Annotated in this window: 11 protein-coding genes and 2 pseudogenes; 1 reads left to right on the forward strand and 12 read right to left on the reverse strand. The window is 65.8% G+C overall.

Going from position 1 to position 13,990, the window contains the following annotated elements; genetic code table 11:
* Window positions 1–19: 19 nt before the first annotated feature.
* The 10 genes and pseudogenes from OW521_RS05270 to tdh form a co-directional block, all read right to left on the reverse strand.
* Window positions 20–859 carry a class II fructose-bisphosphate aldolase gene (locus tag OW521_RS05270; protein WP_268023544.1) on the reverse strand — a complete coding sequence of 280 codons (840 nt, stop codon included), beginning with the start codon at window positions 857–859 and terminating at the stop codon, window positions 20–22.
* Entirely contained in the window at window positions 856–1,812 is a 957-nt protein-coding gene (locus OW521_RS05275; RefSeq protein WP_268023545.1) for a 1-phosphofructokinase family hexose kinase, read from the reverse strand. Before OW521_RS05275 ends, OW521_RS05270 begins: the two co-directional genes overlap by 4 nt.
* Window positions 1,809–2,759: an ROK family protein gene (locus OW521_RS05280; RefSeq protein ID WP_268023547.1), complete on the reverse strand. Its 951-nt coding sequence runs from the start codon at window positions 2,757–2,759 to the stop codon at window positions 1,809–1,811. Before OW521_RS05280 ends, OW521_RS05275 begins: the two co-directional genes overlap by 4 nt.
* A gap of 8 nt (window positions 2,760–2,767) precedes the next feature.
* Window positions 2,768–3,700, reverse strand: coding sequence for an SIS domain-containing protein (locus OW521_RS05285; RefSeq protein WP_268023548.1), 933 nt, complete (start codon window positions 3,698–3,700; stop codon window positions 2,768–2,770).
* Between the two features lie 192 nt (window positions 3,701–3,892).
* Window positions 3,893–5,116, reverse strand: coding sequence for an imidazolonepropionase (gene hutI / locus OW521_RS05290; RefSeq protein ID WP_268023549.1), 1,224 nt, complete (start codon window positions 5,114–5,116; stop codon window positions 3,893–3,895).
* 11 nt (window positions 5,117–5,127) lie between these two features.
* Window positions 5,128–6,225, reverse strand: coding sequence for an NAD(P)/FAD-dependent oxidoreductase (locus tag OW521_RS05295; protein WP_268023550.1), 1,098 nt, complete (start codon window positions 6,223–6,225; stop codon window positions 5,128–5,130).
* 93 nt (window positions 6,226–6,318) lie between these two features.
* Complete coding sequence (locus OW521_RS05300; protein ID WP_268023551.1) at window positions 6,319–6,789, reverse strand: pyridoxamine 5'-phosphate oxidase family protein; 471 nt, start codon at window positions 6,787–6,789, stop codon at window positions 6,319–6,321.
* Window positions 6,790–6,838: 49 nt separating this feature from the next.
* Window positions 6,839–8,239, reverse strand: coding sequence for a 6-phospho-beta-glucosidase (locus OW521_RS05305; protein ID WP_268023553.1), 1,401 nt, complete (start codon window positions 8,237–8,239; stop codon window positions 6,839–6,841).
* 6 nt (window positions 8,240–8,245) lie between these two features.
* Window positions 8,246–9,441, reverse strand: a pseudogene (locus OW521_RS05310) (glycine C-acetyltransferase).
* A 44-nt stretch (window positions 9,442–9,485) separates the two neighbouring features.
* Complete coding sequence (gene tdh / locus OW521_RS05315) at window positions 9,486–10,532, reverse strand: L-threonine 3-dehydrogenase (protein ID WP_268023554.1); 1,047 nt, start codon at window positions 10,530–10,532, stop codon at window positions 9,486–9,488.
* A gap of 114 nt (window positions 10,533–10,646) precedes the next feature.
* On the opposite strand from tdh, the pseudogene OW521_RS05320 reads away from it, so the two are divergent.
* A pseudogene (locus OW521_RS05320) lies at window positions 10,647–11,578 on the forward strand (LysR family transcriptional regulator).
* Window positions 11,579–11,692: 114 nt separating this feature from the next.
* On the opposite strand, the gene OW521_RS05325 reads toward OW521_RS05320, so the two are convergent.
* Both OW521_RS05325 and OW521_RS05330 read right to left on the reverse strand, forming a co-directional pair.
* Window positions 11,693–12,880, reverse strand: coding sequence for a Gfo/Idh/MocA family protein (locus OW521_RS05325; RefSeq protein ID WP_268023555.1), 1,188 nt, complete (start codon window positions 12,878–12,880; stop codon window positions 11,693–11,695).
* Window positions 12,881–12,906: 26 nt separating this feature from the next.
* Window positions 12,907–13,965, reverse strand: a complete 1,059-nt coding sequence (locus OW521_RS05330) for a LacI family DNA-binding transcriptional regulator (RefSeq protein ID WP_268023556.1) — start codon at window positions 13,963–13,965, stop codon at window positions 12,907–12,909.
* Window positions 13,966–13,990: the final 25 nt, after the last annotated feature.

The raw sequence follows: 13,990 nt of genomic DNA on the forward strand, positions 1-13,990 counted from the left end.
AACCTTCCGGAAATTGAGGCTAGTTCACTTTCGCGAACAGCGTCAGCAAACGTGCGGTTTCCAACACCAAGGCATCCCGTCCGGCCTTGATGTACTTGCGGGAGTCCACCACGGACGGGTTGGCATCCAGGTACTCACGGACGGCGCGGGTGAAGAACCCGTTCAAGTGTGTGGATACGTTGATCTTAGTCATACCGGCCCGGATTGCCGCCACCAAGGTCTCATCTGCTACGCCCGACGAACCATGAAGGACGAGCGGAAGCTGGACGGCCTGCTTCAGCCGCGTGATCAGGGCCAAGTCCAGGGTGGCACTCCGTTCTGTCATGGCATGCGATGAACCGACCGCGACGGCAAGGGCATCGACGCCGGTGGTGTCCACGAAGGACCGGGCCTCGGCCGGATCCGTCCGGACTCCCGGGGCGTGGGCGCCGTCCTTGCCTCCTACCTTTCCTAGTTCGGCCTCAACGTAGACGCCGTGTTCCTGGGCGTAGTGGGCGACCCGTCGCGTGACTTCAACGTTCCAGTCATAAGGCAAGTGCGCGCCGTCGTACATCACGGAACCGAAGCCGAGGTCGACAGCCTGCAGGGCCAACTCTTCGGATTCGGCGTGGTCCAGGTGCAAGGCCACAGGCACCGAAGAGTCCCGGGCAATCGACATCGCACCGCGGGCAATCGGCACGAGTCCGCCGTGGAAGCGGACGCAATTCTCCGAGATTTGCAGGATCAGCGGGACCCCGGCGGCTTCCGCCCCGGCCACCAGGCCCTCTGCGGTTTCGAGGTGGATGACGTTGAAGGCGCCTTGGCCGATGCCATTGGCCGCGGCGGCGTCCATGAGTTCCCGTGTGCTGACGAGGGTCACAGGGTCTCCTTCCAGCTGAGAATGAGTTGATTTTCGAGGTCCGCGTAGAGCGGCGAGATCTCGCCGGCTGCGGGCATGAGCACCGCGGCGGCCGACCAGGCTGTCGCCCTGCGCAGGATCGTGGGAATGTCGGAGACCCCGCTCGCGAGCGCGACGGCGGCCGCCGCCACTCCGGCGTCGCCGGCCCCGGTGGGGTTGCCGCTGAGTGGCTCCGGGAGCCGTGCGCACCAGTAGCCGCCCGGGGCCAAATGGTGGAAGGCAAGCATGCCTTCGGCGCCGGCACTGACCAGAACCGTCTTGGCACCCAAAGCGATCAATTGCCGTGCGGCGGCTTCCAGGTTGTTCTCCCCTGTTGCTTCGAGGAGTTCGTGGTTGTTGGGCTTGAGCAAGTCCGCCCCGGCCCGCGCGGCGGCGATGATTCCGGGACCTGAGGTATCGACGACGGCGGGGATCCCGGCGTCGTGCGCCAGACGCACCAGCGCGGGGTAGAAGTCCGCAGGAGCGCCCGGCGGCAAGCTGCCGGAGCCCACAAGCACTCCGGCGCCTTGCCCGTCGAGGGCCTCGACGACGGCGGCAGCAAGAGCCTGCCATTCGGACGGTTGGAGGGGGCTCCCCTGTTCATTGAAGATGGAGGTTTCACCGCCCACCGTGTCCACGAGGGCGATGCTGCGTCGAGTTTCCGCGGCAACCGAAACCAGGCGATGCGGCACGCCGCTGCTGCGGAGTTCAGCGGCGAATTCCGCACCGGCGGCGCCGCCGGAGGGAGCGAGGGCCAGCACGGGATGGCCCAGCTGGTGCGCCACCCGGGCAACGTTGAGGCCTTTTCCCCCTGCGCGGCTAAGGGGTGCGGCTACGCGATGGCTTGCGCCGGGGGTGATCCCGGCGACGTGGTAGCTGAGGTCGATGGCCGGATTGGGCGTGACCGTGATGACCCTCTTCATGGCCTGTTTCATCGCCCCGTCCCCGTACCCGAGGCGGCCTTCGCCGCCGGGAGCAGGGCCCGGGCCCTCATCGCAGCACCGAGCAACCCTGCGTCCTGGCCAAGTTGGGCGCGCATGATGATTGGCCGGCGTTGGAAATCGAGCAGCTCGTCAAGGCGCGAGCGCAGCGGCTGCAGGAGTCCCTCCCCTGCTTCGGCAAGACCGCCGCCCACCACCACCGCTTCCGTGCCGATGATGCTGACGCACTGGCTAAGGCTGAAGGCGAGGGCGTCCACGGCGTCAGCCCAGATCCTGGCTGCGAGCGCATCGCCCGCTTTGGCACGCTCCAGAACTTCACGGGCGCCGGCGAGGGGGGTTCCGGCCTTGTCGCTGTAGCGCCGGGCGATCGCTCCAGCGGAGCCGACCCCTTCGAGGATTATGGTCCCGGGACCGTCTGGGTCCGGAACAAGGGCGTGGCCCAGTTCCCCGGCGAAGCCACCTGCGCGCACGGGGTAGCCATCGGAGATGACGGCGGCGGCGATCCCGGTGCCAACCACCATCACCACGACGTTTCGAAAATCCCGGGCGGCTCCGAAGCGGAATTCGGCCTCGGCCGCCGTGCTGACATCGTGGCCGAAGGAAACCGGGAGTCCCAAGCGTTGCGTGGCTTTTTCGCCAAAGGGAAAATTACGCCAGCCCAGGTTTGCCGAGTAGATCCCCACTCCAGTGTCGGAGTCCACGATTCCTGGAACAACAATGCAGGCTGCCTTTGCCGGGTGGCCGGGGAATTCGGCGGCAAACTCAGCAGCCAGCGCGGCGATGGTGTCCAGGATCGCATCGCCCGGCCGCAGGGAATCACGTGGCGTTGCGACGCGGCGCAAGCCGCGGACGTTCCCGGCGGCGTCGACGAGACCTGCCTTCAGGTCCGTTCCGCCGACGTCGAAGGCCAGGACCGCGGATTCGGCGGCTCCGAGAACCATGGGAAGACCTAAGCCGTGGTGTTCAGGACGACCGAGCGTGTGAGGTTGCGCGGCAGATCCGGGTTGAGCCCGCGCACGCGCGCCCGCTCCAAAGTGACTTTATGGACGCGTGCCAGCTCCGCGAGCGGGTGCTTGCCGGTGTTGACGTACAGGGCGCCGGTCCGGGCCATATCCGCATCCAATCCCTCAGGCTGCGTGCCGAAGAGCCACGTCACCCGGCCAGGGGCAGCAATGGAAATGGGGCCGTGCCGGTATTCCATCGCAGGATAAGACTCGGTCCAGCCCTGCACTGCCTCGCGCATCTTGAGTCCGGCTTCGTGGGCCAGGCCAACCGTCCAGCCGGTGCCGAGGAAGGTGAACTGTTCGGCGTCGAGCAACTCCTGGGAAACGGGGTCCGTCACCGCGGTACGGGCGTGATCGATGGCGGTGCCGAGTTCGATGCCCAGGCTCGTGAGAAGGTACACCAGCGCGGTGGTGGCGAAGCGGGTCTGGACCACGGACTTCTCGTCGGCGTAGGGAAGTCCGATCACGGCGTCGGCCAAGGCGGTGATGGGTGAATTCACGTCGCCGATCACTGCAACCGTCCTGGGTTTTCCGCTTACGGCCTTTCCGCGCAAGGCTTCCAGCAGCTCCAGTACCTCCGTGGTGGTGCCGGAACGGGTGATGGCGATGACTGCGTCGTACTGGCGATCGGCGCTGTTGTGATTGAGGAAGGCTTCCGACGCTGCGAATGCGTCCGTGACGCCCTTGCCCGCGGCTTCGCGGGCAGCCGCATAGCTTTGTGCCATGAACCAAGAGGTACCGCAACCGACGACGGCGATCCGCTCGCCATCGGCGGGCAGCAAGTGTTCCGCCTTCGATTGCTCGATGGCCCGCTGCCAGACCTCGGGCTGCGAGACAAGCTCTTCTTCCATGAAGGCCCCGAGGGTGTTGTTACTCATCGCACTTACCATTCCTGTCCGCGCTTCTTCGACGCACTTTTCGAACTCAACGCTTTGACGTTTTCTGATCTATAGAAACACTAAACGATCATCTTCAATCGCACAAGGATCGCGGAGAGCTGTGGGCTCGTCGAAAGAAAAAGCAGGGCCCCTCCATCTGGAGAGGCCCTGCTTGATGTCGCGGAGATGGCTTTACAGCGCGCGGACTCCAGCCCGCCATACCGCGAAGGTCAGCGGGATACCGGGGCGGTAGGCCAAGTGGGTGGCCGACGGTGCCTTGAGCATGTGGAGGTCTGCACGGTGCCCGACGGCGATCGAGCCCACCGCCCGCTGGCCGTCGACGTCGTTGCCCCACTCCCTGCCGAGCGCGAGTGCGCCGCCGTAGGTTGCGGCCCGGACAGCTTCGTGGACGCTCAGGCGCATCTGCAACACCGCCGTGGTGACGCAGAAGGCCATCGAGCTCGTATAGGAGGTGCCGGGGTTGCAGTTCGCGGCCAAGGCAATCTGCACCCCGGCGTCGATCAACGCACGGCCCGGGGCGAGCGGCTGGCGGGTGGAGAGATCGCAAGCAGGCAGGCAGGTAGCCACGGTGCCGCGGGTGCCCGTTCCGGTCGCAGCGTCCCAGCCGCTCCACGTCCCCGCGAGCGCCTGGATGTCGGCCTCGGAAAGGTAGTTGACGTGGTCGACGCTGGCCGCGCCGAACTCCACGGCCAACTGGACACCGGGCCCTTCACCCAACTGGTTGCCGTGGACGCGCAGGCCCAGGCCCGCATCCCGGCAGGCCGACAGCACGCGGCGCGACTGTTCCTCGGTGAAGGCCCCTCGCTCGCAGAAAACATCGGCCCAGCCCACGTAGGGGCGGACGGCGTCGAGCATCGGGCCGCAGACGAGGTCCGTGTACTCCTCGGCATCGGTTCCGGCCGGCACCAGGTGGGCGCCCAGATAGGTGACTTCGTCCACGGTGGCAGCGGCGATGCGGGCGCTGCGGGCCTCGTTCTCCAGGTCCAGTCCGTAGCCGGTCTTGCTCTCCAGGTAGGTGGTGCCTTGGGAGACGGCTTCAGCTACGCGTCCGGCGGCTAGGCGGGTCAGTTCCTCGTCGCTTGCGGCACGAGTGGCGCCGGTAGTGACGGCGATGCCACCGGCGCTGTAGCTCTGGCCGGCCATCCTGGCCTCGAATTCGGCGGTGCGGTCTCCAGCGAAAATCAGGTGCGAATGCGAATCCACCCAGCCCGGAAGCACGGCGCGGCCCTCAGCGTCCACGTGCTCGTCAGCGGCGGGAGCCTCGGCCGCGGGGCCGATCCAGGAGATCCGCTCACCGTCGATCACCACGGCGGCGTCTTTGAGGACGCGATGCTCCACGTCCTGGGTCATCAATTCGCCGATGTTGCTGATCAGTGTGCTCGTCTGCCCGCTCATGAACCTATTGTTCAACGGCGGATGGACCAACGGGCAGCGGCAAGCTCCCTAGGTGTCCGGGATACCGGACTGACGCCGGATATGGAGCCCAGGATCTCGGCGGCCGCCAGCTCGGCAATGGCCGAGGAAGTCTGGAAACCATAGCCGCCTTGGCCCGCGAGCCAGAAGAAGCCGGGAGCCTCGGCATCGAAACCCACCACCGGGACGCCGTCGGCGGCCTCCGTGCGCAATCCGGTCCAGGCCTTGGCCACGGAGCGAATGCCCATTGATGTCAGCGAGTTCAGCCGGGCAACGAGCTCTTCCACGTCCCCCGGCCGCGGCTGCGCGTCTTCCGGGCCGCTCGGCACCGTCTCCGACGGCGAAATAAGCACCTGCCCGCCTTCCGGCCGGAAATAGTAGGAATCATCCGCTGCCGCCACCATGGGGCTTCCCGGCGGAAGGGGGCGTTCGACGTCGACAATCGCCGCCGTGCGGCGGAACGGCTGCAAGCCCAGCTTTTCCACCCCGCTGAGCACCGCGAGTTCGTCCGCCCAGGCACCGGCGGCGTTGACGACGACGGCGGACTGGAAGCCTTCCAGCCCGGCGCCCAGTTGCCAGCCAGAGCCCAGGCGTTGGGCCGAATGGACCCGGGCGCCGGTGATGATGTCCGCTCCCCCGGCTTCGGCACGTTGCCGATGGTCCTCCAGCAACACGGGCGCATTGCAGGCGAATGATCCGGTATCCAGACCTGCGGCAGTGAAGGACTCCGGGTTGAGGGCCGGGCACAGTTCAAGGGCTTCGGCGTGCGTGATGGCATGCATATGGCCACTGGCCTCTGCCTTGACCGTTGCTTCGTCGCCCACCAACATGAACGAGCGCGGGGCCAGCACCGGCACCGGCAACACGGCGTCGCGGGCCGCCAACAGTTCCAGAGTTCGGACGGTGAGTTCCTGCACGACGGCGGGTCCGTAGCTCGGAATCAGCTGCCGGGCCGAGCGGGACGACGTGTGGTAGGCCAGCGTTTGTTCGGCCTCCACGAGGGCCACCGAACAGTGACCGGCCAGCGCCGAGGCCAGGGACAATCCGGCGATGCCGCCTCCGACAATTACCACGTCATAGTTTGCAGCCATCCCTCCATCCTGTCAGCGCGGAGGCTCGGACGCGAGGGGAGCAGTTGCGAGAGGATCAGTTGCGAGGGGAGCGGTTGCGGGCGTCCAGCCGCACTACTCCACCGCGGACGGCTTAATCCCGCTGTACGGCGTCCACCAGGTCAGCGGCTCCGTGACTGTGAAGCGCCGTCCCGAGATCGAGTCCGCCGGAATCCGGACGAAGTGGTCCTTCCGGCCGGCTTCCCACGGAAACAGGGGCAGCGAGAACGAGTTGACGACGTCGTCGATCTGTTTGACGGGCGCTGCTTTGCCATGGAGCACGACCCTCCATGCGACTCCGGTGTTCGCATCGACGCCGTCCACCTCCATGGCCACCGGGAATTCGCCCATGGCTGCGGTGAGCTTGGTGCCCGCCCCGGTTCTGAAGACAACCGTCCCCTGGTCCACGGCGTAGTTGATGGGGAAAATGTCGGGGTGGTCTCCAAGCCACACCGCCAGCCGGCCGACGGACACGCCCCTCAAGAGACTCCAGCATTGCTGGGAATCCAACACCTCGGTGCGAGGTTGTGCTGCATCTTTGTCCATGCTGCCGATCCTAGGCCTCTGGCCCTTCCCGGGACAGGGCTTTGGGGGTTCAGCGCAGGTATTGGAGCTGACTGAAGTGGCTGATGTAGCTATCCAAAAGCTCTTGCGCCACTCTGACCGAGTCCACCAAGGGGTTCATGGCCAGCGCCTTGTAGGCCGAGCGCCGGGAACCGGTGAGCGCAGCGTCGATTGTGGCGCGTTCCACGGCCTTTGCGTTGATGACGAGTCCCCGGGCGTAGTCCGGCAAGGCCTTCGCCGGGAGCAAGCGGACTCCACCGGCATCCACCAAGCAGGGTGCCTCGACGACGGCGTCGGCGTCGAGCTCAGCCAAGGTGCCGTTATTTGGGACGTTCAGGATCAGGCGCGCAGTTTCCCCCTGGCTGATGGCCCGCATAATGCCCAGGGCAACGGTCTCGTAGCCGCCGGACACCAGGTCCGCGGCGTCGCGTTCGAAGGTACCGGCCGCGTCCCTGTTGCTCTGCATATACGTCTCTTCGCGATCCAGCTTGGTCTTCTCCCAGAGCCGCAGGGCAGCCTTCGAGGAAGGCTCCCGCAAAGTTGGCCCCGCACCGCCGTCGTTCGCTTCCCCTAGCCCGCCGTAAAACGACGATTGCTGCCGCGCCAAGTAAGCGCCGCGGCTGCTCGCGGCGCGTCGATCGGCGTCGAGCGCTTCGCGCGTGAAGTAGTAGTAGTGCAGATACTCGTTGGGAACCGCGCCAAGGGCCTGAATCCACGGCGCGCCGAACAACCGGCCCTCTTCAAAGGACTCGATGGCGTCCGGGTCGGCCAGGAGGCGCGGCAAGACGTCCTCACCGTCAACCACTAGCCCACGCAGCCAGCCCAGGTGGTTCAGCCCGATGTAGTCGATCCCCACGGATCCATCGCGGAAGGCCATGGCGCCGCGGTGGATTCCGGCCGCACTCAAGGCGCGCCGGGCCAGCCCCACCGGCGAATCGCAGATCCCCACCACTTTGCGGCCAAGGACTCCCATCATGACCTCGGTGATGACGCCCGCCGGATTGGTGAAGTTGATGAACCAGGCGTCCGAGGCATGCTTCTTCACCGCCTCGGCAATGTCCAGGACAACCGGAATGGTCCTGAGAGCGTAGGAAATTCCCCCGGCGCCCACGGTCTCCTGCCCGATGACCCCATGCTCGAGCGCAATCCGCTCATCGGCGGCGCGTCCCTCCAAACCACCTACCCGAATGGCGGAAAAGATGAAGTCCGTGCCCGGAAGCGCCTCCGACAACTCCGTGAACCTGCGGACTGCCGGCGCATCCGGCACCCCCTCGGCCATGTCGGCGAGGACCCTGGCCATCACGCCTAGGCGCGCGGGGTCGGCGTCGAACAGCCTGAGTTCCGTGACGCGGCCCGGTTCATAGTCCGCCAGCAGTGCCGAATAGACCAAGGGAACCCGGAATCCCCCGCCGCCCAGGATGGTGAGGATCATCGGAACTCAGAGCCCCGCGGCGGCGCGGCTCTTCACGAAGGCCTGGACACACGCCTCGACGTCCTCGGAGCTGTGCGCTGCCGAGAGCTGCACACGGATCCGGGCGGCTCCCTTGGGTACCACGGGATAACTGAATGCCGTGACGAAGACTCCGTGGTGGAGCATTTCGTCGGCTACCTTCGCGGCCACCACGGCGTCGCCGAACATCACCGGAATGATGGCATGTTCGCCGTCGAGGAGTTCGAAGCCTTCCTCGCTCATGCGACGGCGGAACAGGGCGGCGTTGTCAAAGAGCCTGGAGCGGAGCTCGCCGGAGCCCTGGACGAGTTCAATGGCCTTGATGGTGGCTGCAACGATTGCCGGCGCCAAGGAGTTGGAGAACAGGTACGGGCGGGCCTTCTGACGCAGCATGGCGACGATTTCGCGGCGGCCGGAAACGTAACCGCCGGAAGCGCCGCCGAGGGCCTTGCCGAACGTGCCGGTGTAAATATCGACCCTGCCGGAGACGCCTGCGTGTTCCGGGGTTCCGGCGCCGGTGGCTCCCATGAAGCCGACGGCGTGGGAGTCGTCCACCATGACCAGTGCGTCGTGCTTTTCCGCGAGATCGCAGACGGCCGCAAGCGGGGCGAGGTAACCGTCCATGGAGAAGACCCCGTCCGTCACAATGATCTTGCGGCGGGAACCCGCGGCCTCAAGCAGTTTGGCTTCGAGATCGGCCATGTCCCGGTTGGCGTAGCGGAAGCGCTTGGCCTTGCTGAGCCGGATGCCGTCGATGATGGAGGCGTGGTTCAGGGAATCCGAGATGATGGCGTCCTCAGGCCCGAACAGGGACTCGAACACTCCCCGTTGGCGTCGAAACAGCTGGAGAACAGGATGGTGTCCTCGGTTCCCAGGAACTCGGAGACCCGGGCTTCCAGCTCAAGGTGCAGGTCCTGGGTGCCACAGATGAAACGGACGGAGGCCATGCCGAAGCCGCGCTCGTCCATGGCGGCCTTGGCGGCGGCAATGATGTCCGGGTGGTCCGCCAGTCCAAGGTAGTTGTTGGCGCAGAAGTTCAAGACGGTATTGGCGGGCTGGCCGAGCTGGCCGGCCGAGATGTGGCTGGCCTGCGGCGAGTCAATGTGGCGTTCGGTCTTGAAGAGTCCCGCAGCGCGGATCTCTTCCAGCTCGCCCTGCAGCTGGTCTTTGATGCTTGAGTACATTGGTGGCTCCTGGTACTGGGTCTTGGGGAGGACTTTACGGCGTCTTAGATTTCGGTCCAGTCGAGGACTACCTTGCCGCCTGAGCCGGCACGAGCGATCTCGAAGCCCTTTTCCCAGTCGGTAGCGGACAGCTTGTCCGTCACGACGGCGGAAATGTTGCGGTGCAGTATGGGATTGGAGGACAGCATGGCACTCATGGCGTACCAGGTCTCGTACATCTCGCGGCCGTAGATGCCCTTGAGGGTCAGCATGTGGGTGACCACTTTGGCCCAGTCGATGTCGATGGACTGGCTGGGCAAGCCAAGCATGGCGATGCGTCCGCCGTGGTTCATGTTGTTGATCATCTCAGGCAGGGCCGTGGGATGCCCGGACATTTCCAGGCCGATGTCGAATCCTTCGCGCATGCCAAGCTCGCGCTGGGCATCCTTGACGCGCATTTTGGAGACATCCACGGCGAGGTCAACGCCCATCTTCCGGGCCAGCTCAAGCCGCGGGGCGGACACGTCAGTGATGGCAATCTTGCGGGCACCGGCGTGGCGCGCGACGGCGATTGCCATGAGTCCGATGGGTCCCGCACCGGTGATGAGCACATCCTCGCCGACCAGCGGGAAGCTCAGGGCGGTGTGGACGGCGTTGCCGAAGGGGTCGAAGATGGCGCCGAGCTCCGGGGTGACGGAGGGATCGTGGTGGACCCAGACATTGGTCTCCGGGATGACGACGTATTCGGCGAAGGCGCCATCCCGCTGCACGCCGACGGACACCGTGTGGATGCACATCTGCCGGCGCCCGGCGCGGCAATTGCGGCAGATTCCGCAGACCACGTGGCCTTCACCGGAAACGCGGTCGCCGACCTTGACGTCGCGGACGTCCTCTCCCACGGCCACCACTTCGCCGTAGAACTCGTGGCCCGCAATCAGCGGCGCCTCGATGATGCCCTGTGCCCAGGCGTCCCAGGACTGGATGTGCAGGTCCGTTCCGCAAATACCGGTAGTCATGACGCGGATCTTGACGTCGCTGGGGCCGGCCTCCGGCTCGGGACGTTCGACGAGTTCAAAACCGGCGTGTGCTCCGGACTTGTAGAGAGCCTTCATGGGTCTTCCTAACTCAGGGGGTGGGCCGTTTGTGTGCCGTTTCACTTCATTGAAGCCCCACGAACGGTTTAGCACAACTAGGTTTTTCTCAATCAACGATTTAGCATTTACTAAATGGAAGTACACCAGCTCCAGATGCTCAGGGAACTAGGAGATCTCGGCAGTGTCAAGGCCGTAGCAGAGACCCTCATGGTCACACCGTCTGCCGTCTCCCAACAGCTCGCGCTCCTGCAGAAGTCCGTCGACGTGCCCCTGACGCGCAAGGAGGGCCGGGCCTTGGTGCTCACGGATGCGGGCAGGGTTCTCGCCGACGCCGGAGCCGCCGTCGTGAACGCGCTCGCCGACGCCCGGGCTGCGATCGGCGCTTACCACGACTCCCCGGGTGCCACCGTGACCGTGAGCGCCTTCCACAGTGCGGGGCAGGCCCTGTTCGCTCCGCTTGCGGCCTTGCTCGCCACTGCCGGCAGCGCGGGTGCGGAACGCGGCGTCCCCCGCTTGAAACTCGCCGACGAGGACGTCGCACAAGAGGACTTTCCCGGACTCGCGGCGCGGTACGACCTCGTCCTCGCGCATCGGATGGAGAACAGTCCGGAGTGGCCCACCGACAAGGTGGCTGTGATCCCGCTCGCCGACGAACCGCTCGACGTCGCGTTGCCCGCCGGGCACCCGCTAGCCGCACGCCGCGAACTCAGGCCGGCCGACGTCGTCGGGCAGACTTGGGTGACCAGCCGCGCAGGCTACTCCCCCGCAGACGTGCTGGCCGCCGTCGTCGCCGTCAGCGGGCGCCCCGCGGACGTCCTCCACCGCATCAACGACTACTCCACAGTGGCCTCGCTCGTGGCAGCCGGTGGGGCGATTGGTTTGCTCCCCGGTTCACTGCCCGGCGCGTGCTGGATGCGGGGGTGGTCCTGCGTCCGCTGGCCGGGGTCAATTCCGTGCGGAAAATCGACATCCTGGCAAGGCCGGAAACCCTGAAGCGGAAATCGGTCATAACGGTCTGCGAAGCGCTCCAGACCGTCATGACCGAACTCGCCGGGTCTACTTAGCCCAACTGGCAGGCAGTTGTTGTCGTTATGAGGCCGTATAACGACAACAACTGCGTGGGCCCACGCCGCCAGGGTTCCCTGGCCGAGCTTGCGAGGCAAGGGTGGTGGTGGGGATTACTTGGGCACCAAGGCAGGCTGGCCGGCTTCGAAATACTCCACGAGGTCCTGTGGCAGGGCCGGAATTTCGCGGGCGGAACCGTCGCCGCGCAACGACTCTGTGGCCAGGACGCCGGCCGCGACGGCCTGGCGGGCCGCAATCGGGTTGGTCTGGGTCTGTCCACCCTCTGCCGCGAAGCGGAGGAATTCGGCGATCAGGCGTGGATCGGCGCCGCCGTGGCCGCCTTCGCCGTCCCGGATCACGATCACGTCATCGGGCTCCGCGAAACCCTGCGTCCGCGTGGTCCAGACCTTGATCAGTTCGCCGGGACCGTCTCCGAAGTTCTCGATCCTGCCCTTCGTCCCGATCACGGTGTAGTTTCGCCAGTAATCCGGCGTGAAATGGCACTGCTGGTAGGACGCCAGAACACCGTTGTCGAGGACCATGTTCATCATGGAAATATCCTCGACGTCGATGGCCTCCGCGAGGTCCTGCTGCTCGGTTGGCGGCCAGTTGTCGATCGAAAACCAGTCACCCATGCGCTTGCCGCTGTTGTCGCTGCGCCCCGACACCGAGCCGTAGACGGCCAAATCCCCGACGGCGGACACGCGCCTGGTGTACCCCTTGGCGAGCCAGTGGATGACGTCGATGTCATGCGCCCCCTTCTGCAGCAAAAGCGAGGTGACGTTCTTGCGCTCGGAGTGCCAGTCCTTGAAGTAGTAGTCTCCGCCGTGGCCCACGAAGTGCCGACACCACACGGCCTTGACCTCGCCGATCCTGCCTTCCTCAATGAGCTCGCGCATTTGGACCACCACGGGCATGTGCCGCATGTTGTGGCCGACGTAGAGCCTAGTGCCGGTTTCGTGCGCGGTCCGCAGGGTCCGGTCCGCGGCCTCGATGGTGATGTCAAGGGGCTTCTCGCAGAAAGTCGGGATTCCTGCCTTGAGGGTACGGACCGCGACGGCGGCGTGCTGGTTGTCCGGAGTCAGGACCAGGACGGCGTCGATGCCGCTGTTCAGGAGCTCCTCGAGATCGGCCGTAACGCGGGCCGTGGGGATCCGTTCGGCCGCATCCGCGCGGCCACGTTCGCTCGTGTCGCACACAATGGTGACTTCCGAGCCTTGGCCCGGCTTATGCGCGTGGCGCCACAGCCCCGAGCGCAGGCCGAAGCCCACCAAGCCAATCTTCATGTCAACCGTTTCCATTTGCTGGTGAATCCTTCTGTTGGTTCTCAAAAAAGTCGTGTTGTGGAAGTTCGATGCGGTGCCGATTCCCGCACGAACAATTGCCACGGGAAGTCCATGACCGTAGGACCGGAAGCTGCTCCGCCGCGGGAAGCACCGCCGTCGACGGCTCGTTTCAGGAGAAGCCGCGCAATCCGGTCGAAGAAGTCCACCGGACCCACTGTGCTGAGGGAGGGCGACATCCGCTCGCCCTCAATGGTGTTGCCGACACCGATGATGTCCACGTCCAGGCCGACGGTCAGTCCAAGGCGCTGTGCGGCGTTGATGGCACTGACGGCGGCAAAGTCCGTCACCGCGTAGACCGCGGTGGGCCTGTCCTTCAGGCTGAGCAGGCGCATGGTAGCGGCATAGGCACCGAGCGTGGTGCCGTCGAAGGTTCCCACGAAGTCCTCGTTCAAGGGGATACCGGCCTCTTCCAGCGCCGAGGTGTAGGCGCGGTACCGCGGGCCGCCCAAGGGCCGCCCGGCACCCGAGGGCACCAGGCACGCCACCTCGCGGTGGCCGTTCAGGAGATGCTCCACGGCAAGCTTGCAGCCGGGACCAGCAACGGATCGAATGACATCGAAACCGGCAGGCTCGAGGACCTCGTCGAAAACCACCAGGGTGGTGCCGCGTCCGGCCAGTTCCTCGAGGACGCCCCGGTCCTGTTCGCGTACGGCGTCAACGAACACTGCGTCGGCGTCATGGCTTTGCAGGACCCTGGCCCAATCTGCGTCGCCGAGGATCAGGGGTGTGATGCCCAGGGGGGCGGCGGCTCGCTGCACGGCTTCGATCACGGACAAGGACCACGGATCGGAGAGCATTGTCAGGGAGAGAATGACCGTGTTGGTCCTTCCGGTACGGATGGCCCGGGCCGCCTGGTTGGGGTGGTAGCCGAGCCGTTCAGCGGCCGACTTCACCCTCTCCACGGTGGAATCGGACACGCCGGGCCCGCCCTCGCCCCTGCGTCCTGACATCACATAGGACACCGTGGCCGTGGAGACCCCTGCCTCCGCCGCAACCATGCGGATAGTGGGACGCACTCCGGCGCCCGTGGCCTTGACCATGTCTCCCCTTCTTCGGCGGTGGCGG

Origin of the sequence: Arthrobacter sp. MMS18-M83 (genome assembly GCF_026683955.1) — a bacterium.
Taxonomy (GTDB): domain Bacteria; phylum Actinomycetota; class Actinomycetes; order Actinomycetales; family Micrococcaceae; genus Arthrobacter.